Annotated in this window: 18 protein-coding genes; 12 read left to right on the top strand and 6 right to left on the bottom strand. The window is 39.6% G+C overall.

What is annotated here, in order from left to right; translation table 11 throughout:
* The first annotated feature begins 43 nt into the window (after positions 1-43).
* The 8 genes from sdhC to sucD all read left to right on the top strand — a co-directional run bounded on the left by sdhC (position 44) and on the right by sucD (position 9907).
* Positions 44-421, top strand: a complete 378-nt coding sequence (gene sdhC / locus I6E69_RS07380) for a succinate dehydrogenase, cytochrome b556 subunit (protein WP_197120937.1) — start codon at positions 44-46, stop codon at positions 419-421.
* Positions 412-759 carry a succinate dehydrogenase, hydrophobic membrane anchor protein gene (gene sdhD / locus I6E69_RS07385; protein ID WP_002961798.1) on the top strand — a complete coding sequence of 116 codons (348 nt, stop codon included), beginning with the start codon at positions 412-414 and terminating at the stop codon, positions 757-759. The genes sdhC and sdhD overlap by 10 nt, the downstream gene beginning before the upstream one ends.
* Complete coding sequence (gene sdhA / locus I6E69_RS07390) at positions 760-2532, top strand: succinate dehydrogenase flavoprotein subunit (RefSeq protein ID WP_002961801.1); 1773 nt, start codon at positions 760-762, stop codon at positions 2530-2532. It abuts the gene before it with no gap.
* A 10-nt stretch (positions 2533-2542) separates the two neighbouring features.
* Positions 2543-3259, top strand: a complete 717-nt coding sequence (locus I6E69_RS07395; RefSeq protein ID WP_002961804.1) for a succinate dehydrogenase iron-sulfur subunit — start codon at positions 2543-2545, stop codon at positions 3257-3259.
* 91 nt (positions 3260-3350) lie between these two features.
* Entirely contained in the window at positions 3351-6170 is a 2820-nt protein-coding gene (gene sucA / locus I6E69_RS07400; protein ID WP_033021680.1) for a 2-oxoglutarate dehydrogenase E1 component, read from the top strand.
* A gap of 3 nt (positions 6171-6173) precedes the next feature.
* The gene (gene odhB, locus I6E69_RS07405) at positions 6174-7691 is read left to right on the top strand and encodes a 2-oxoglutarate dehydrogenase complex dihydrolipoyllysine-residue succinyltransferase (protein WP_039487977.1); all 1518 of its coding nucleotides are present in this window, start codon (positions 6174-6176) and stop codon (positions 7689-7691) included.
* Positions 7692-7868: 177 nt separating this feature from the next.
* The gene (gene sucC / locus I6E69_RS07410) at positions 7869-9035 is read left to right on the top strand and encodes an ADP-forming succinate--CoA ligase subunit beta (protein ID WP_002961809.1); all 1167 of its coding nucleotides are present in this window, start codon (positions 7869-7871) and stop codon (positions 9033-9035) included.
* On the top strand, positions 9035-9907 hold the full coding sequence (gene sucD / locus I6E69_RS07415; protein WP_024599573.1) for a succinate--CoA ligase subunit alpha: 873 nt from the start codon (positions 9035-9037) through the stop codon (positions 9905-9907). Before sucC ends, sucD begins: the two co-directional genes overlap by 1 nt.
* Positions 9908-9966: 59 nt before the next feature.
* On the opposite strand, the gene I6E69_RS07420 is transcribed toward sucD, so the two are convergent.
* Positions 9967-11037: a DUF3083 family protein gene (locus I6E69_RS07420; protein ID WP_197120938.1), complete on the bottom strand. Its 1071-nt coding sequence runs from the start codon at positions 11035-11037 to the stop codon at positions 9967-9969.
* 218 nt (positions 11038-11255) lie between these two features.
* On the opposite strand from I6E69_RS07420, the gene glnS reads away from it, so the two are divergent.
* Positions 11256-12914: a glutamine--tRNA ligase gene (glnS, locus tag I6E69_RS07425; RefSeq protein WP_197120939.1), complete on the top strand. Its 1659-nt coding sequence runs from the start codon at positions 11256-11258 to the stop codon at positions 12912-12914.
* Positions 12915-13023: 109 nt separating this feature from the next.
* On the opposite strand, the gene fur is transcribed toward glnS, so the two are convergent.
* The 5 genes from fur to I6E69_RS07450 all read right to left on the bottom strand — a co-directional run bounded on the left by fur (position 13024) and on the right by I6E69_RS07450 (position 15561).
* Positions 13024-13467, bottom strand: coding sequence for a ferric iron uptake transcriptional regulator (gene fur, locus I6E69_RS07430; RefSeq protein WP_007586857.1), 444 nt, complete (start codon positions 13465-13467; stop codon positions 13024-13026).
* 186 nt (positions 13468-13653) lie between these two features.
* Positions 13654-14181 carry a flavodoxin FldA gene (gene fldA / locus I6E69_RS07435; RefSeq protein ID WP_007586856.1) on the bottom strand — a complete coding sequence of 176 codons (528 nt, stop codon included), beginning with the start codon at positions 14179-14181 and terminating at the stop codon, positions 13654-13656.
* 14 nt (positions 14182-14195) lie between these two features.
* Positions 14196-14474: a LexA regulated protein gene (gene ybfE / locus I6E69_RS07440; RefSeq protein ID WP_002962928.1), complete on the bottom strand. Its 279-nt coding sequence runs from the start codon at positions 14472-14474 to the stop codon at positions 14196-14198.
* A 2-nt stretch (positions 14475-14476) separates the two neighbouring features.
* A complete protein-coding gene (locus I6E69_RS07445; RefSeq protein WP_002962930.1) occupies positions 14477-14698 on the bottom strand; it encodes a DUF2788 domain-containing protein in 222 nt (73 codons plus the stop codon).
* Positions 14699-14793: 95 nt separating this feature from the next.
* On the bottom strand, positions 14794-15561 hold the full coding sequence (locus I6E69_RS07450; protein ID WP_024599569.1) for an alpha/beta fold hydrolase: 768 nt from the start codon (positions 15559-15561) through the stop codon (positions 14794-14796).
* 220 nt (positions 15562-15781) lie between these two features.
* Here I6E69_RS07450 and seqA point away from each other — a divergent pair, with 220 nt between their 5' ends.
* From seqA to astE, 3 genes are all read left to right on the top strand, one after another.
* Positions 15782-16378 carry a replication initiation negative regulator SeqA gene (gene seqA, locus I6E69_RS07455; protein WP_076924595.1) on the top strand — a complete coding sequence of 199 codons (597 nt, stop codon included), beginning with the start codon at positions 15782-15784 and terminating at the stop codon, positions 16376-16378.
* A 9-nt stretch (positions 16379-16387) separates the two neighbouring features.
* Positions 16388-18025 carry a phosphoglucomutase (alpha-D-glucose-1,6-bisphosphate-dependent) gene (gene pgm / locus I6E69_RS07460; protein ID WP_024599567.1) on the top strand — a complete coding sequence of 546 codons (1638 nt, stop codon included), beginning with the start codon at positions 16388-16390 and terminating at the stop codon, positions 18023-18025.
* Positions 18026-18144: 119 nt separating this feature from the next.
* Positions 18145-19197, top strand: coding sequence for a succinylglutamate desuccinylase (gene astE / locus I6E69_RS07465; protein ID WP_197120940.1), 1053 nt, complete (start codon positions 18145-18147; stop codon positions 19195-19197).
* Positions 19198-19409 lie beyond the last annotated feature (212 nt).

Below are 19409 nucleotides of genomic sequence, written 5' to 3' on the forward strand. Positions count from 1 at the left end.
CAAGTAGATGAGCTCCACTGTGAGCAAAGATGGGCAAGTAACTGTGAAAAAGCAAAGACCTGTAAATCTAGATCTAACAACTATATCTATGCCGGCAACGGCTAAAGCTTCAATTTTTCACCGCGTCACCGGTGTTGCATTGTTTTTTGCTTTAACGTTTGTCATTTGGGCTTGGTCTGAGTCTCTCTCTTCAGCTGAAGGTTTTGAATTCGTCAAGGGTCTGTTTAACGGATTCATTGCCAAATTTATAGCTTGGGGCACTGTTTCTGTATTAGGTTATCACCTTATTGGTGGCATCCGTCATATGATTATGGATATGGGACATTGGGAAGAACTTGAATCAGGTAACCTCAGCGCTAAAGTATCAATGGTTCTTGGTGTTGTGTTTGCCGTATTGGCAGGGGTGTGGATATGGTTTTAAATCAAGCAACTCTAAAACGTGATGGTGTACAAGATTTCGTATCTTTACGTACCACGGCATTAATAATCAGCGCGTACGCGATTTTTATTATCGGCTATTTTTTAGCGACGCCAGAAGTCACTTTCGAAGCCTGGACAGGCCTCTTCTCTAACCTAGCAATGAAAGGGTTTACTTTAATTACCCTTATTTGCATTATGGTTCATACCCGCATTGGCCTTTGGCAAGTTCTTACAGACTATGTTAAGTGTTCGAAGTTGCGTGCTGTTTTAGGTTTTGTTTTAAACCTAATGGCCGTTGCTTACGTAGCTATTGGTCTAATCGTATTATGGGGTGTTTAAGTGAAATATTCTGTTCGTGAATTTGACGCCGTAGTAATTGGTGCAGGTGGTGCTGGTATGCGCGCTGCTTTAGCAATTACAGAATCTGGCAAAACGTGTGCATTAATATCTAAAGTATTTCCAACGCGATCACACACTGTATCTGCTCAAGGTGGTATTACAGTAGCGCTTGGTAATTCACACGAAGACAACTGGGAATGGCATATGTACGATACCGTTAAGGGTTCCGATTTTATCGGCGACCAAGACGCTATTGAATACATGTGTCAAACTGGCCCAGAAGCTATTACTGAATTAGAAAACATGGGACTACCATTTTCTCGTTTTGAAAATGGCCGTGTTTACCAACGTCCTTTCGGTGGTCAATCGAAAAACTTTGGTGGTGAACAAGCCGCACGTACTGCTGCTGCAGCTGACCGTACTGGTCATGCTTTACTTCATCTTCTATATCAACAAAACGTTAAAAACAAAACAAATGTATTCTCTGAGTGGTATGCACTTGACTTAGTTAAAAACGACAATGGCGATGTAGTAGGGTGTACAGCAATTGAGATTGAAACAGGTGAAATCACTTTCTTCAAATCTAAAGCAGTTGTATTAGCCACTGGTGGTGCAGGTCGTATATTCGCATCAACAACAAATGCTCACATTAACACCGGTGACGGTGTTGGTATGGCAACACGCGCTGGTATTTCTATGCAAGACATGGAAATGTGGCAGTTTCACCCAACGGGTATTGCAGGTGCTGGTACGCTAGTAACTGAAGGTTGTCGTGGTGAAGGCGGTTATCTTTTAAATAAAGATGGCGAGCGCTTCATGGAACGTTACGCACCAAATGCAAAAGACTTAGCGTCTCGCGATGTTGTTGCCCGTTCAATGATGACTGAAATCCGTGAAGGTCGTGGTTGTGATGGTCCTTGGGGTCCTCATATCAAGCTGAAACTTGACCATTTAGGTGAAGAAACGCTTAACCTACGTCTTCCTGGCGTATGTGACCTAGCTAAAACTTTCGCTCACGTTGATCCAGCTAAAGAGCCAATTCCAGTAATTCCTACTTGTCATTATATGATGGGTGGTGTTCCTACTAACGTAAATGGACAAGCACTACAAATCGATGCTCAAGGCAACGAAAAAGTAGTTGAAGGTTTATTTGCTGTTGGTGAGATTGCATGTGTATCTGTACACGGTGCAAACCGCCTAGGTGGTAACTCATTACTAGATTTAGTTGTATTTGGCCGTGCTGCTGGTAACTTCTTAGGTAAATACCTTAAAGATGTTGAAGTATCAAAAGCGGCTTCAGAGTCAGATTTAGAAGCGTCTCTTGCACGTTACAACCGTTGGGAAAATTCAACGGCTGGCCAAGGTGAAGATCCAGTTCAAATCAAAAAAGACCTACAGCAATGTATGCAGCTTAACTTCTCGGTATTCCGTGAAGGCGATTCAATGGCTTCAGGTCTTCAAGAACTTAAAGAAATTCGTGAACGTCTGCAACATGCTCGTCTTGATGATAAATCATCAGACTTCAATACGCAGCGTATCGAATGTCTTGAACTAGATAACTTAATGGAAACAGCTTACTCAACTGCAGTAGCTGCAAACTTCCGTACAGAAAGCCGTGGTGCACATTCTCGCTTTGACTACCCAGATCGTGATGACGAAAACTGGTTATGTCACTCAGTATTCAATCCTGTAACGGATGAAATGAGTAAGCGTGATGTAAACTATGCGCCTAAAACGCGTGAAGCTTTCCCACCTAAAGCACGTGTTTACTAGGAGATAGACGATGGCACAAGTACAATTTTCAGTTTATCGTTATAATCCAGATGTTGACAACGCTCCTCGTATGCAAGAATACACCTTGCAAACAGAGGAAGGTCACGACATGATGGTGTTAGATGCACTTATTCTTTTAAAAGAACAAGATCCTACACTATCTTTTCGTCGTTCATGCCGTGAAGGTGTGTGTGGATCTGATGGTGTTAACATGAATGGTAAAAATGGTTTAGCATGTATTACTCCTTTATCTACGCTACAAAAAAATGGCAAAGGTAAAATTGTAGTACGTCCGTTACCAGGCTTACCTGTGGTTCGTGACCTTGTTATTGACATGAGTCAGTTCTACACTCAGTACGAAAAAGTTAAACCTTATTTAATTAATGATCAGCCTGCAGCAGGCGAGCGTCTTCAATCTATTGAAGAACGTGATAAATTAGATGGGCTATATGAGTGTATTTTGTGTGCATGTTGTTCGACATCGTGTCCTTCGTTCTGGTGGAATCCAGACAAGTTCATTGGTCCAGCAGGCCTTCTTCACGCTTACCGTTTCTTAGCTGATAGCCGAGATACAGCAACTGAAGAACGTTTAGCGGATTTAGACGATGCGTTCAGTGTGTTCCGTTGCCACAGTATCATGAACTGTGTTAGCGTTTGTCCTAAGGGTCTTAACCCGACTAAAGCAATTGGGCAAATCAAATCTATGTTATTAAACCGAGCGGTTTGATTACTTAGTAAACGTAAGATGGCTAATACAGATTATTAGCCATCTTGTTATGATAACTATTAATTTCTGCGCTAAAGAAAAGGGCTTATAAATGCACGAAGGTGTGATGAAGGCATGGCTAGAATCTTCACATTTAAACGGCGGCAACGTTGCTTATGTAGAAGAGCTTTATGAAGCGTATTTAGACGATGCGACTTCTGTGCCAGATGAATGGCGAGAAGTGTTCGAACAATTACCTAAAGTTGATGGTGTGGATGTTGAAGTAAAACATTCAGAAGTTCGAACGCAGTTTGCACAGCTTGCAAAAAACAAGCATAGAGAAGTAGTGGTAGCAGAGGGTAGTGGCGGTGACCTTAAACAGGTTAAAGTTCTACAACTTATTAATGCTTTCCGTTTTCGTGGACACCAAAATGCAAACCTAGATCCATTAGGTATTTGGCAACGAGAGCGTGTACGAGATTTAGAGCTAGAGTACCACGACTTATCTTCAAGTGATTTTGACCGCGAGTTTAACGTAGGATCGTTTGCCGTAGGCCGCGATACTATGCCTTTAGGTGAACTATACCAAGCACTAAAAACTACATATTGTGGTTCAATTGGCGCTGAGTATATGCACATCACATCAACAGAGGAAAAGCGTTGGTTACAACAGCGTTTAGAATCTGTCCAGTCTAGGCCAAAATTCGAAAAAGACGAAAAGCTGCGTATCCTAAAAGGATTAACTGCTGCTGACGGACTTGAAAAATATTTAGGGGCTAAGTTCCCAGGTGCTAAGCGTTTCTCACTTGAAGGTGGCGATGCGTTAGTTCCAATGTTAAAAGAGCTTATTCACCGCGCTGGTGAAAGCGGCCAACAAGAAGCTGTTATTGGTATGGCTCACCGTGGTCGTTTAAATGTTCTTGTAAATGTACTTGGTAAAAATCCATCAGAGTTATTTGATGAGTTTGCTGGTAAACATAAAGAAACATTAAGTTCTGGCGATGTTAAATACCACATGGGTTATTCATCTGACTTTGCTACTAAAGGTGGCAATGTTCATATGGCGCTTGCGTTTAACCCGTCTCATCTTGAAATTGTAAACCCAGTTGTTATGGGCTCAGTACGTGCTCGTCTTGACCGCTTAGGTGACAGTTCTGGTATTAAAGCTTTACCAATTACAATTCATGGTGATTCTGCGGTTACAGGCCAAGGTGTTGTACAAGAAACGTTTAACTTATCACAAACTAACGCGTTTAGTTGTGGTGGTAGTATTCGTATTGTTGTAAATAACCAAGTTGGTTTTACTACATCAAAACAAGACGATGTACGCTCTACAGATTACTGTACTGACATTGCTAAAATGGTTCAGTCACCTATCTTCCATGTTAACTCTGATGACCCTGAAGCAGTTGCATTTGTTACTCAAATTGCACTTGATTTCAGAAACCAGTTTAAACGTGACGTAGTAATCGATTTAGTATGTTACCGTCGCCATGGTCACAATGAAGCTGATGAGCCTAATGCAACTCAGCCTGTTATGTACCAAAAAATTAAAAAGCACCCAGTTCCACGTTTAATTTACGCAGATCAACTTATAGCTGAAGGCTCTTTTTCTGAACAAGAAATAAAAGCACTTGCTGATGAGTACCGTAATGCATTAGACGAAGGCAACTGTGTTGTTTCAGAAATTCAACCAGAGACATCGCATTCTTCAGATTGGGCAAAGTATGTTGGCCATGAATGGGATGTTGATTACGATGCCAGCGTACCTGTTGAAGAGCTCAAAGCACTCGGTGAGAAAATCGCTTCTTACCCAGAGCAATATAAAGCACAGTCACGCGTTAAAAAGATTTACGATGATCGTAAATTAATGGCTTCTGGTGAGAAACCTCTAGATTGGGGTATGGCAGAAACACTTGCTTATGCAACAATCGCAACTGAAGGCACTGACATTCGTTTAACTGGTCAGGATTCAGGGCGTGGCACATTCTTCCATCGTCATGCTGTTGTTCACAGTCAATCAGACGGCGCTACTTATACACCTCTACAGCACTTAAGCGAAGATCAAGGTACTTTTGAAGTATTTGATTCTGTTTTATCTGAAGAAGCTGTTGTTGCTTTTGAATACGGTTATGCAACTGCAGAGCCTACTTCATTAGTGCTTTGGGAAGCACAGTTTGGTGATTTCGCCAACGGTGCACAGGTTGTATTTGACCAATTCCTAAGTTCTGGTGAGCAAAAATGGGGCCGTTTATGTGGTCTTACAATTTTGTTACCACATGGCTACGAAGGACAAGGTCCAGAACATAGTTCAGCTCGTTTAGAGCGTTTTCTACAACTATGTGCTGATCACAACATGCAAGTATGTGTTCCATCTACTCCTGCACAAGTTTACGCTATGCTTCGTCGTCAATCAGTTCGACCACTACGTCGTCCGTTGATTGTTATGACGCCTAAGTCGTTGCTTCGTCATCCTCTTGCAACTTCATCGCTTGAAGAGCTATCGCATGGTGTTTTCCATAATATGATCGACGAAGTTGATGATATTAACCCTGAGAAAGTCGAACGCGTTGTATTTTGTAGTGGTAAAGTTTATTACGAACTATTACAAGAGCGTCGTAAGCTTGAGCAAGATAATATTGCTATTGTTCGTGTTGAGCAGTTATATCCGTTCCCACATGACGAAATGCAAACAATTATGGAGCGTTACCAACACGTAACTGATTTTGTATGGTGTCAAGAAGAGCCACAAAACCAAGGTGCATGGTATTGTTCACAACATCACTTTATTGATGCAATCCCACAAGGTGCTAAATTAAAATATGCAGGACGTAAAGCGTCTGCATCACCAGCGTGTGGTTACATGTCAGTACATACTAAAGAACAACAAGCGCTCGTTGCCGACGCGCTTACTATAGAAAATAAAGGATAAGCAATGAGCACAGAAATTAAAGTTCCTGTTCTTCCTGAGTCGGTTGCAGATGCTACCGTTGCTACATGGCATGTAAGTGTTGGCGACAAAGTAACTCGCGATCAAAACTTAGTAGACATTGAAACAGATAAAGTGGTTTTAGAAGTTGTTGCACAGCATGACGGTGTAATTACAGAAATATCACAAGAAGAAGGTGCAACCGTACTTGGCGATCAAGTTATGGGTTTACTTGGTGATGCTGATGCAGCGCCAGCAAGTGAAGGTTCATCTAAAGAAGAATCAGCACCAGCTAAATCAGAAGACGCGCCAGCGGCGCAATCAGCACCAGCATCAGAAGGTAAAGAAGTGGACATTAAAGTACCTGTACTTCCAGAATCAGTTGCAGACGCAACAATTGCTACATGGCATGTACAACCAGGTGACGCAGTAACACGCGACCAAAACTTGGTAGATATTGAAACAGATAAAGTTGTTCTTGAAGTAGTAGCTCAAGAAGATGGCATCATGGGTGATATCATTCACAACGAAGGCGATACTGTACTAGGCGAGCAAGTAATTGGTTCGGTTAAAGCAGGCGGTGCACCAGCGGCTCCAGCTGCAAAAGCAGACGAAACGCCAGCAGCAGATTCTAGCGAAAGTTCAGATGTGTTAACACCATCAGTTCGTCGTTTAATTGCTGAGAAAGGCTTAGACGCTTCTAAAATTAACGGCACAGGTAAAAATGGCCGTGTAACTAAAGAAGACGTTGATACGTTCTTAAAAGCACCAGCGCCAGCGGCTAAAAAAGCAGAAGCTTCTGCTCCTGCAGCACCGATGGGCGATCGTACTCAAAAACGTGTTCCAATGACTCGTTTACGTAAAACGATTGCTACACGTCTTCTTGAAGCTAAAAATTCAACTGCAATGTTAACAACATTCAACGAAGTGAACATGGAACCAATCATGAGCCTTCGTAAGCAGTACCAAGAAGTATTTGAAAAGCGTCATGGTATTCGTTTAGGTTTCATGTCTTTCTACGTGAAAGCGGTAACTGAAGCACTTAAACGCTTCCCAGATGTTAATGCATCAATTGATGGTGACGATATTGTTTACCATAACTATTTTGATATTAGCATTGCAGTATCTACTCCACGTGGTTTAGTTACTCCAGTACTTAAAGATTGTGACAAACTATCTGTTGCTGAAATCGAAAAGGGTATTCGTGAATTAGCACTTAAAGGTCGTGATGGTAAGCTAACGCTTGCAGATATGACCGGTGGTAATTTCACTATCACTAATGGCGGCGTATTTGGTTCATTACTATCTACACCTATCATTAACTTGCCACAGTCTTCAATTTTGGGTATGCATAAAATCCAAGACCGTCCGATGGCTGTAAATGGTAAAGTAGAAATACTACCTATGATGTATTTAGCACTTTCTTATGACCACCGTATCATTGATGGTAAAGAATCTGTTGGTTTCTTAGTGACTATTAAAGAGTTACTTGAAGATCCAACTCGCTTATTGCTAGATGTTTAATCTAGTTGTATGAAATGTAAGCTGTGAATGAACATTCACAGCTTTTTTTTTGCGCCTTTGGTCTTACTGGGGTTTTCATGTTAAGCCTTGGGATCTATACTAGGTGCGCAATTTGGGATAGTTGTTTATTTGAAAAAATATTCAGCTCTTTTAGTATAAAAAATTGGATAAAGCATCATGAATTTGCATGAGTATCAGGCAAAACAACTTTTTGCCGAATATGGTTTACCAGTTTCTCAGGGTTTCGCTTGCGATACACCTGAAGAAGCTGCAGCAGCTGCTGAAAAAATCGGCGGTGATATGTGGGTTGTTAAAACTCAGGTTCACGCAGGTGGACGTGGTAAAGCTGGCGGTGTAAAGCTAGTAAAAACTATCGACGAAGTAAAAGCGTTTGCAGCTAACTGGTTGGGTAAAAACCTAGTTACTTACCAAACAGACGAGAAAGGTCAGCCAGTAGCTAAAATTTTAGTTGAAAGCTGTACTGACATTGCTAACGAATTGTACCTAGGTGCAGTAGTTGACCGTGCATCTCGCAAAGTAGTTTTCATGGCGTCTACTGAAGGCGGCGTTGAAATTGAAACTGTTGCAGAAGAAACACCAGAGCTTATCCACAAAGCTGAAATTGATCCATTAGTGGGTCCTCAAGCTTACCAAGCACGTGAACTAGGCTTCAAATTGGGTCTTAACCCAGTACAAATGAAGCAGTTTGTTAAGATCTTTATGGGTCTTGGTAACATGTTTACTGATTTTGATTTCGCACTACTTGAGATCAACCCGTTAGTAATTACAGACGAAGGTAACCTTCACTGTCTTGACGGAAAAATCGGTATTGATGGTAATGCACTTTACCGTCAACCTAAAATCCGTGAGTTCCACGATCCATCTCAAGAAGATGCACGTGAAGCACACGCAGCAAGCTTCGAGCTTAACTACGTTGCTCTAGATGGCAATGTTGGTTGTATGGTTAACGGTGCAGGCCTAGCAATGGGTACTATGGACATCGTAAACCTACACGGCGGAAAACCGGCTAACTTCCTAGATGTTGGCGGCGGCGCGACTAAAGAACGTGTTTCTGAAGCATTCAAAATCATCCTTTCTGACGATAATGTTAAAGCTGTTTTAGTAAACATCTTTGGCGGTATCGTACGTTGTGACATGATTGCTGAAGGTATCATTGGCGCAGTTAAAGAAGTTGGCGTAAATGTACCTGTAGTTGTACGTTTAGAAGGTACTAATGCTGAATTAGGTCGTGAAGTTCTTAAGAACTCAGGTCTAGATATCATTGCTGCTGAATCACTAACAGACGCTGCTGAGAAAGTTGTTGCTGCTGCGGAGGGCAAATAATGTCTGTATTAATCAATAAAGATACAAAAGTTATCTGTCAAGGTTTCACTGGTGGCCAAGGTACTTTCCACTCAGAGCAAGCGCTTGAGTACGGTACACAAATGGTTGGTGGTGTAAGCCCAGGTAAAGGCGGTCAAACGCACCTTGGTCTTCCTGTATTCAACACAGTTCGTGATGCTGTTCAAGAAACTGGCGCAACTGCTTCAGTTATCTACGTACCAGCTCCTTTCTGTAAAGATGCAATCTTAGAAGCTATCGATGCTGGCATCGAGCTGATTGTTTGTATCACTGAAGGTATCCCTACGCTTGATATGGTTGATGTTAAAATCAAACTAGATCAAACAGGTACTCGTATGATCGGGCCTAACTGTCCAGGTGTTATCACTCCTGGTGAGACTAAGATTGGGATCATGCCTGGTCATATCCACAAACCTGGTAAAGTAGGTATTGTTTCTCGCTCTGGTACTTTAACGTACGAAGCAGTTAAGCAAACTACTGATGCTGGTTTTGGTCAGTCTACGTGTGTTGGTATTGGTGGTGATCCAATTCCAGGTACTAACTTTATCGACGTTCTAGAAATGTTCGAAAAAGATCCACAAACTGAAGCAATCGTAATGATTGGTGAAATTGGTGGTACTGCAGAAGAAGAAGCTGCAGAGTACATCAAAGCAAACGTAACTAAACCTGTAGTATCTTACATTGCTGGTGTTACTGCACCAGAAGGTAAGCGTATGGGTCACGCTGGCGCAATCATTGCCGGTGGTAAAGGTACTGCTGATGAGAAATTTGCTGCATTAGAAGCTGCGGGCGTAAAAACTGTACGTTCACTTGCTGATATCGGTAAAGCACTTAAAGAGAAAACAGGCTGGTAATCGCTTGTTTCCTTTAAAAAGGCCCGCATATGCGGGCCTTTTTGTTATTAGCTGAAAATTTAGAACGGGTAACTGATATGTTGGAAAAAACGTACAGATAAATCTTGTCGCTGCTTATTTATGGCTAGCTCATTGCACAGAGAATGAATTGTTTTTTCCACTTGGTTCATAAATCGACCGTACCCCATTTCATGTTTATCCTGTTGCGTAGCAACCACTACAAAATGTAGGGTCTCTACTAGTTTACTTGCCTCATAAAAATACTTAATCTGATTTTCATTAGAGTCAATATCAAAACTTAATTTTTGAAGTTCTGCATTGCCTTCACTTTTATCAATTTTACTGTTTCGTATAATAGGTGTTGCGCCATTAGCAACCATAGCGCCATGATTCAGGTTGTTATTTTGACACGCACGTATAAATGAGTAGGCAAAGTAGTCATAAAATTTAGCATAGTCATTTGTGTTCATTAGTGTTTGAAATTGCGTTTTAATAGCGCGCGAAACCGGTATAGTAAAAGTCGCGTAAGTCATCTCTGCGTAATCATTGGGTATGCTGCATTGTCTTGACTGATAGCGAGGGAAAAGGCTTCTTAATTTGTAACCATAGCTTTCTTTATTGCCTTTTTCTTTAGCAAATAGGTCATATGTTAAGTGTTGATGATCGCGAAGCTTAAACTGGGATTGATTTACTAAAAGTTGTTCTTGTAGAGTGTTTAAGACTTTTTGAACTTTATTATGAAATTCTGCAGAGTTGGCTCGTAAATCATCGCCTGTAGCTAAAAATAGAATACGTATTTTTTTACTCGGTGTACCTTCAGTGTAATAAATCTTATGCGCTTCATGATAGCAAGGGTTATAAAAAAAGAGCATCTGTTTATCTGTCTCAAACTGATAAGACTCATCATTAAACCTTACAACGGGCAGTTTATCATTCGCTAATAAGTGCACATTATAAAGCTCATATTCATCGCAAGAAGCAAACAGTTGGCGCGCAATACGTTCATAGCAACAATTTATATCACTAAAACTTTTGTAAAAATCTTGATTAGGGGTGATTTCTGCTAAAAGGTAGTGGTTTGCGCGTGCGTTAGTTGGAATATATACACGATGTTGATTAAGTGTAGCCATCTTCGAATCCTTATAAAGTAGGTTATTTTGCTACTATAATTGGCTTTGATGACTTAAATATTGCGCTAAAACAAATTTTATTCATAAACAAGAGTTAAGCTGAATTAAAGTTAAGCAATATCTAAAATAAACCTTAATCTATTGCTGTATGTTAGTGTATGTTTTTGTAATAATGCATTAGTTTTGTTATTACGTAATATTTAGAGGACTGCACTCCTATGGCGGAAACTGAGAATCGCCCAAGTAACTTTATTAGAACCCGAATTGATGAAGACTTATCAAGTGGAAAACATGCCACTACGCATACACGTTTCCCACCTGAACCAAATGGTTTTTTGCATATTGGTCATGCCAAATCAATTTGTTTAAATTTTGGCATCGCAAAAGATTACAATGGTTTATGTAACCTACGTTTCGACGATACAAACCCAGAAAAAGAAGATATTAACTACGTTAATTCTATAAAAGAAGATGTTCAGTGGTTAGGTTTCAATTGGGATGGTGATATAAAGTATTCTTCTAATTATTTTGATACTTTATATGGCTACGCTGTTGAGTTAATTGAAAAAGGTTTAGCGTACGTTTGTTTTTTAACAGCAGATCAAGCACGTGAATATCGTGGCACATTAAAAGAGCCAGGTAAAAACAGCCCATACAGAGATACTTCAGTTGAAGAAAACCTAGCGTTATTTGAAAAAATGCGTGCTGGCGAATTCAAAGAAGGTGAATGTGTCTTGCGTGCAAAAATTGATATGGCAAGCTCATTTATGGTGCTTCGCGATCCAATTATTTACCGTGTACGTTTTGCTCATCATCATCAAACAGCAGACAAGTGGTGCATTTATCCAATGTATGACTTTACGCACTGTATTTCTGATGCGCTAGAGGGCATTACACATTCGTTATGTACATTAGAATTCCAAGATAACCGTCGTTTATACGATTGGGTACTTGATAACATTAGTTTAGAGTGTCACCCACAGCAAATTGAGTTTTCACGTTTAAATCTTGAATACACAATTATGTCTAAGCGTAAGCTAAGCGACTTAGTGGTAAATAACCATGTAGAAGGGTGGGATGACCCACGTATGCCTACAATTGCAGGCCTACGTCGCCGTGGTTATACACCTGGCTCAATTCGTGAGTTTTGTTTGCGCATTGGTGTAACAAAGCAAGAGAATATGGTTGAAATGGGCATGCTTGAAGCGTGTATCCGTGAAGATTTAAACGAAAATGCACCGCGTGCAATGGCCGTACTCGATCCTGTTAAAGTTGTTATTGAAAATTACGATGCAGACAAGGTTGAGGTTTTATCTGTGGCTAATCACCCAAATAAAGAAGAAATGGGTCGCCGTGATGTACCATTTACTCGTGAAATCTATATAGAACGAGAAGACTTTAAAGAAGAAGCGAATAACAAATTCAAACGTTTAGTGCTTGATAAAGAAGTACGTTTACGTGGTGCTTATGTTATTAAAGCACAGCGTGTTGAAAAAGACGAAAACGGCGAAATCACAACTATTTTCTGTACTTACGATGCTGAAACACTGGGTAAAAATCCAAGTGACGGACGTAAAGTAAAAGGTGTTATTCACTGGGTTTCAGCACCAGAGTCTATTACCGCAGAAGTTCGTTTATACGATCGTTTGTTTAGTGTGCCAAATCCAGCAGCCGCTGATGAGTTTGAAACAACATTAAACCCAGAGTCACTGGTTGTTTTATCAAACGCTAAATTAGAGCCATCGCTTGCCAATTCACAAGCTGAGCAGGGCTTTCAGTTTGAGCGTACAGGTTATTTCTCTCGTGATTCTAAATCAGAGAACGTTGTATTTAACCAAACAGTGGGTCTTCGCGATTCATGGTCTAAAACTCAATAAGTAATATCTAAACATACCCAGTTTTTACTGGGTATGTTTATTACAAGCGTATTTTAGACACAAAAAAACCTGCACTTAGCAGGTTTTTTATTGCTTTTTAAAAGCGGTATTAGCTGTTAGCGTCGCTAAACTCTTTACACGCTGCTTTATCATTACACTCACCGTATAAATATAAAGAGTGGTTTGTAAGTGTAATACCATTTTCTTCAGAAATTTCAAGTTGACGACGTTCAATCATTTCATCTTCAAACTCTACCACTTTGCCACATTTCAAACATACTAAATGATCGTGGTGTGTGCTTCCAGAAAGTTCAAATACTGATTTGCCACCTTCAAAGTGATGACGGCTTACAATACCCGCATCATCAAATTGGTTAAGTACGCGGTATACAGTTGCAAGACCAATTTCTTCGCCTAAATCCAAAAGAATTTTGTAAACATCTTCAGCGCTGATGTGTTGGTTATCTGGAGATTGTAAAATCTCTAATATTTTAATACGCGGTAAAGTTACTTTTAAACCGGCTTTTTTAAGTTCCAAGTTATGATCAGTCATTAAATCTGTCTCAATTTTATTTGGTTATACTAGACATCTTGCAAAGATGTACACGACACATTAGCAACAAACAGGATAACGTGCCTAAGCGTTAAGTGCAAAGAACAATTGATTTATATTGCCACTAAAGCTTAAAACGCTAACTGTTTGATAATTATTTAAACAGTTAGCGATATATGCAGTAAATTAGTCAGCTAATTCACTTAAACACATTTCTTCATATACTTGAGCAGACCATGCTTTAACACGTTGTTCTGTAAGCTCTGGTTGGCGGTCTTCGTCGATACCCAAACCTACAAAATGTTTATCATCAGCCATGCCTTTAGATGCTTCAAAGTCATAGCTTTCACTCGGCCAATGACCAACCACAATAGCGCCACGCTCAGTAACGATATCGTTGATCATGCCCATAGCATCTAAAAAGTACTCAGCGTAATCTTCTTGGTCTCCACAACCAAAAATAGCGACAAGTTTACCTTCAAAGTCTACTTCTTCAAGCTCTGGAAAAAAATCATCCCAGTCACATTGTGCTTCGCCGTAGTACCAAGTAGGGATACCGAATAAGATCAAATCAAATTCAGCAATCTCTTCTTTAGAGCTTTTTGCAATATCATGAACAGCCACTAGCTTTTTACCCAATTCTTTTTGGATCATTTTTGCTACGTGTTCTGTGTTACCTGTGTCACTTCCGAAAAAAATGCCTACACTTGCCATGGATTTAAAACCTTTTATGTATCAATAGCCAATCTTTCTTGTAAAATTGTTTCAATCAGCGCACTGCGGCTAATATTTTGTGCATCTGCCATATCACTCAATGCTTGATATAACTGCGATGAAACTTTAAATTCAACACGCTTTAAACCACGTGCTTTATCTCTTTTTATTTGATTACGTTTATTTACCTTTAACTGCATATCCCGTGAAAGGGGATTGGTTTTAGGTCTGCCTGGGCGTTTTTCGTATTCAAATAAATCGAGTGTAGTTCTATCTGTTTCTGACTTCGCCATGCTTAACCTACACCTGCGCCTTGCCAAAATACTTGAATAAGCCCTTTAGCAATAAAGCCCGAACAACCTAAAAAGAGCACGCCCCAGACAATGTATTGTCCGAACTTAGGCACATTGCCACTTTTTAGTACGTCTTTAATTGCCATGCCGATGAATATGAAAATACCGGCTAAGCCAAAATACAACCCTAGGGTATCAAATTCGTTAATTAACTGACTGACCATCAACGTATAACCTTTAAATTAAACGGCGCGTACTATAGCATATAATTATTCATATATTTAGTGCGCAAAATCAAAAACACGCGATTAAAATTACTTTAAACCGCAGTTAAAAAGTCGTTTATCGCTTTATTTACAGCAAGTGGCTTTTGAGCATGAAGCCAATGGCCTGCGCCATGAATTATTTTAGCTTTAGTATTTTTAAAGCGAGCTTTAATTGCAGTACGATGCTCAGGCAAAATATAGTCAGAATCATTACCTTTAATGAAAAGAGTATCGCATGAACAAGAATTATTTTCATTAACATTGGATGTGATTGTAGAATATTTTTCGTCAAGCACATTTAAGTTAAACCGCCATGCAAAATGACCTTCCTCATTTTTAGCGAGACTTTTAAGTAGAAACTGTCGCACTCCCAGTTCTTCTATATAAGGTTGCATAATTACATCAGCTTGCTTTCTATCGTCTATTGACTGCGCTGAAACCGCTTTTAATGCTTGTAATATTTTTGTGTGGCGAGCGGGGTAACTAACAGGTGCTATATCAAGTACAACAAGCTTATTTACAAGTTCAGGATGTGTAAGCGCTAATTCCATTGCCACTTTACCACCCATAGAATGCCCAACTAAATGTGCTTTATCTATGTTCAAATCTGCTAATAACTCAACAATATCTTGAGCCATTGCCGGGTAGTTCATTTCCTTGCTATGCGGTGAAAGTCCGTGGTTGCGTAAATCAACGTTAATAACATTAAAGTGTTCACTTAATGGTTTTGCGATTACATTTAGGTTTTCTAATGATCCAAAAAGCCCATGTATCAAAATAACATTAGGACCTTGCCCTTGTTGCCTGTAATTTAACTGCATACCCGCCTCCTGAAAATTTCGCCATAGTTTGCCGAGCATTGCTCTAAAAAGCAAAAAATACAGCGACTATTTATTAAATTGGGCTTTTGGGCGTTAAATCAACAACAATTAGGTAAATATTAATATGTTTACGGGAGTGCTTGTTGTAACTCGCATTTCTGATTGGTTTGGGTATAATCACACGGGAGAAAAAAATGTGACCCGTAATGACAGGAAGAACATGAAACAAATCGACATAGACGACGAGTTATATCAATATATTGCAAGCAATACGCAAAGTATTGGTGAAAGTGCATCCACTATTTTACGTCGTTTATTAAATCTGAGCGGCGAAAAAATTCAAACCGCAAACGTAGAACTAACTCAAAATAATCAAACTGCGACTACGTCTACCGCCACATTAAAAAGCTCAGAGCCATCTGCTGCTGAGACTGCAAAAAAACAAACGCCTTTAGCTCACGCACCAGTGAAGCAAAAAAGCGATAATGTTTTTAATGTATTAAATAAAGAAGAGCTGGCAATGCAAAAGGGCGTTGTTGGACGCTTTTTGTTTATTTTAAGTGCATTTTACCGCACACATAAAACTGATTTTTCTGCGGTATTAGACATAAAAGGGCGTGACCGTGTTTACTTTGCTACTAGTAAAGAAGCTTTAGTAAACAGCGGGAGTAGTATGAACCCTAAGAACATAACCGATAGTGAATATTGGGTTATGACTAATTCTAATACAACACGTAAAAAAATGATGCTTCATGAAGTTGCTCTTTGCCTTGGATATAGTGCAGAGCAAGCTGAAAAAATTCGCGATTACCTGTAAGGAAATATAATGGCTATTCACTCAGGCGCAGGCAAAACTGCTCCACAATCGGCATTGGTTAACGTACCTAAATTAGTATCTGCGTACTACTTAAACGAACCTGATCTTGAACAAAATCCAGATCATTGTGTTGCCTTTGGTACTTCAGGGCACCGTGGTTGTTCTTACGATGTTAAATTTAACGAGTCACACATTCTAGCGATTACTCAGGCTATTTGTGATTACAGAAAACAAAATGACATATTTGGTCCGTTATTTTTAGGCAAAGACACACACGCATTGAGTGAAGCGGCATTTAACTCGGCTATTGAAGTATTAGTTGCTAACGAAGTGCAAGTGATAACGCAAGAAAACGGTGATTTTACACCAACGCCAGTTATCAGCCACGCTATAGTGAGCCACAATAAACTACACCCAAATGAATTAGCAGACGGGATTGTTGTTACGCCTTCGCATAACCCTCCTGAAGATGGTGGCTTTAAATACAATCCACCTAATGGCGGACCAGCTGATACCGACGTAACTAAGTGGATTGAAGACAGAGCTAATCAACTTTTATTAGAAGATTTAGTTGAAGTTGAGTTATTCCCATTCGCTAAAGCATCGCGTTCGGGCTTTATCCGCTACGAAGATTTAATGACTCCTTATATTGATGACTTAGCAAATATCGTTAATCTAAAAGCAATCAGCGATGCAGGTATTAAAATTGGTATTGATCCATTAGGTGGTTCAGGTATTAATTTTTGGCCAGTCATTGCAAAAAAATATAATTTAGATTTAACCGTAGTTAATGATGTTGTTGATCCACGTTTTGCTTTTATGCCACTTGATAAAGACGGCAAAATTCGTATGGATTGTTCATCACCTTATTCAATGGCAAATCTTATTGCACTAAAAGATGATTTTGATGTGTCTATTGGTAATGACCCTGACTACGATCGTCACGGTATTGTAACGCCAGATGGCTTAATGAATCCAAACCACTTTTTAGCAGTGGCAATCGATTACTTACTTAAACACCGTGATTGGAATGAAACCGTAGAAATTGGCAAAACATTGGTTTCTAGCTCTATGATCGACAAAGTAGCTGCTCGCAACAACCGTAAGGTTAAAGAAGTACCAGTAGGCTTTAAATGGTTTGTTGAAGGCTTAAGCAAAGGCAAGCTTGCCTTTGGTGGCGAAGAAAGCGCAGGTGCTGCATTCCTACGTTTTGATGGTTCTGTATGGTGTACAGATAAAGACGGCTTCATTATGGGTTTATTAGCCGCAGAGATTTTGGCTGTGACAGGTAAAACGCCATCAGTGCTTTATAAAGAATTAGAACAAGAGTTTGGTTCTCCAATTTATAAACGCCTAGATGCACCAGCCACAAGCGGTCAAAAAGCACGTTTAAAAGCATTGAGTGCTTCTGATGTTAAAGCAGATACACTTGCTGGCGAGCCTATTTTGCAAAAATTGACTCATGCACCAGGTAACGATGCCGCCATTGGTGGTTTAAAAGTGGTAACTGAGAACGGCTGGTTTGCAGCGCGTCCATCAGGTACCGAAGATATTTATAAAATATACCTTGAATCATTTAAAGGTGAAGAGCATTTAGCATTACTTGAAAAAGAAGCTAAAAAGCTTGTAGATTCAGTTATAAGCTAACTTAATCTAATAATTCTAAAACGGCTGATTTATTCAGCCGTTTTCGTTTCTATACCTTGTGTATATAAAAATATATTCATAAGAGTCTACTCTCACATTATTTTTTAAGGGCTTATTATATGTCAGCCAATCCATCTTACTTAAATGAATTAAAACACACTGGCGATTTTTTAACGCTTAGTTGCAATAACGAATGGCATTTAGATGCAGGTGAGTTTGTTTTAGATAATGGAACTCGTGTAAATATACACGATACCGGTGTAATCGAGTTTCAACCTGCTGTTACAACGTCAAAAGATGTAGTTTATTCAAGCGCCGTACACGGTAACGAAACTGCGCCAATTGAAATTTGTGATGCACTTATTAAACAAATTATAAAAGGCGAGCTGATACTTAAACAGCGCGCTTTGTTTATTTATGGTAATCCACAATCAATTAATATTGGCCTGCGTTTTGTAGAAGAAAACTTAAATAGATTATTTAATGGTCATCATACAGTTGAAGGTGTACCAATGAATAATGAGCGTACCCGTGCTGCAAAGCTTGAGCAATACGTAAGCGATTTTTATACGCGTGGCGAGCAAGGCAGTAGCCGGTGTCACTACGACTTACACACTGCAATTAGAGGCTCTAAAAACGAAAAATTTGCTGTGTATCCATTTTTACATGGTAAGCCTTGGAAAAAGTCGCAGTTACAATTTTTATTGAGTTGTGGTGTAAATACCGTACTTATGATGAAATCTCCTGCAACAACATTTAGCTATTATTCGTCATTTATACATGGAGCTGATTCATTTACCGTAGAGCTAGGTCAAGTTAAACCATTTGGCCAAAACGACATGGCTCGCTTTGAAAAAACAAAGCAAACCTTAACTGCATTAATTAGTCAAAATGAAGTTGAATATCCTGAATTTAATGCAAACGATTTTGAGTTATTTGCTGTCCATCGCACAATTAATAGAACGCAGGACGATTTTAGTTTTCCTTTTTCTGATAATGCTGAGAACTTTACTGGCTTTGCGAAAGGTGAACTACTTGCAACCGACGGTGATAAAGCGATTTACGCTGACGTTGAAGGAGAGGCTATTATTTTCCCAAATGCGAGCGTAGCATTAGGGCAAAGAGCACTCCTTACAGTTATTCCAATGGATATTGATAGCAATTTCGTCTAATTAAACTCATCAGACCACTGATGTCTTCAAGTTAACTATATGATTACTATTAATTAAAGTAATCGTATCGTTAACTTGCCACTTATTTAACCTGTATTTGCTTTTGTTTCGTCCCAGATCTGTTGAATAACACTTTACGTTAACGTAAAGTGTTGGCAGCTTTAATTAAAGATAGTGCAGATGTTGCAAAGTTTAACCAGCAGCAATCACCC

The organism is Pseudoalteromonas sp. NZS100, assembly GCF_015864815.1.
GTDB lineage: Bacteria > Pseudomonadota > Gammaproteobacteria > Enterobacterales > Alteromonadaceae > Pseudoalteromonas > Pseudoalteromonas distincta.